The organism is Bacteroidia bacterium, assembly GCA_025056095.1.
GTDB lineage: Bacteria > Bacteroidota > Bacteroidia > JANWVE01 > JANWVE01 > JANWVE01.
Genome location: JANWVW010000344.1, coordinates 1 through 1,245, shown reverse-complemented (window position 1 = coordinate 1,245; position 1,245 = coordinate 1). Strand labels below are relative to the sequence as shown.

The 1,245-nt window shown below is 34.5% G+C and carries 1 protein-coding gene; it reads right to left on the bottom strand.

What is annotated here, in order from left to right:
- Positions 1-86: 86 nt before the first annotated feature.
- Complete coding sequence (locus NZ519_13930; GenBank protein ID MCS7029851.1) at positions 87-920, bottom strand: DUF481 domain-containing protein; 834 nt, start codon at positions 918-920, stop codon at positions 87-89.
- Positions 921-1,245 lie beyond the last annotated feature (325 nt).

The following is a 1,245-nucleotide window of genomic DNA, read 5'->3' as shown; positions in this document are numbered from 1 at the left end:
CGCAGCGAAGTACCGAAGCGTTAGCGCAGTGCGGAATGCCCCGACCCTTGCGTCAGCAAGGGGCACGCCCAAAAAATAAAATTATCTCACTTAGTGAAAGCAATACCAAAAGTGGCTCTAAAGTCATTATTTTTTCTGTTGGGAGCAACAACGCTTTCATACGAATTTTCAACAGAAGCACGTACACTCACTCGCTTTGAGAAAGGAATTTCAACAGTTACTACCCCATTCCAACGTAAATTTTTACGGTCTGTAATTGAAGGCTGAAAAAACGAAAGATGAGATATTTTTAATCTGTTCTTAAATACACTGTAATTACCCCTCAACCTTATAGATATACGCGCAGTTTGTATATCTTCTTTTGTAATAAAATCGGTTCTCTCATAGATGTACGCAATACTTGTGCTTAGCTCCGCTTTAGGATTATCTTTAATAAAACGTATTCCAATCCCAGCACCTATCAAATCTCGTAAGTGAATAGCTCTTAAATTGCTTTTTTCCGCTACACCAAATGCCAGTCCATAAATCCGCTTTTGATAAAAAACCGTAGAACTTATATCTGTGAAAAATTCTCTCTCTTGGACCTGCTTGTTAGTTTCCCCGTAAGTAAATGTAGGGTTTATGCTAAACCAAAATATTCCCTCTGAAAAAGATGCATTTGTTCTAAAGATAAAAACTTGTCTTTGTACATTTCCATCGCTGACTGTTCCATCAGCAGTAATTTTGAGATTAAATTTTTGTGGCTTAGCAGGAGTGGCTGCCTTTTTTTTAGCTTCTTCCATCGCTTTGAGGGTGGAGTCTACTATTCGTTTAGCTTTAAGATTTGCCAGTGAGTCAATTCTTTTTTCTTCGTTTATTTGTGCTTTGCCCATGCCAAAAATGAGAAAAATTATTGCAATTGAAGCAAGTGCTTTTTTCATTTTGCAAAATTACGCCTTTTGTCTTAGCTGTTGAAAAATTGAAGAACCTGTCTATCTAGGGAACACCACTATTGTTTAATGTTAATAAAGTACTTATGTAGCATAAGTTTTGAACCAAAAATACACTTCATTCTGCCTTTAAAAATGTTATGAAAAATAATAATCTTTTTTTGATACAGTGTTGACCTATAATTAAATAAATTAGAGTTTATGAACACAAATTTATTATATTTCCGCCGAATAATCAGCTTAATTTGTTAAGAATTTTCTAAATATATGAATTACAATGATATAAGAAAAAATGAAAAGAGTTTCAAGGCCCTGA

Excerpts from the sequence above, each read along its gene's own strand:
- NZ519_13930 (MCS7029851.1), bottom strand. The coding sequence starts at position 920 with ATGAAAAAAGCACTTGCTTCAATTGCAATAATTTTTCTCATTTTTGGC.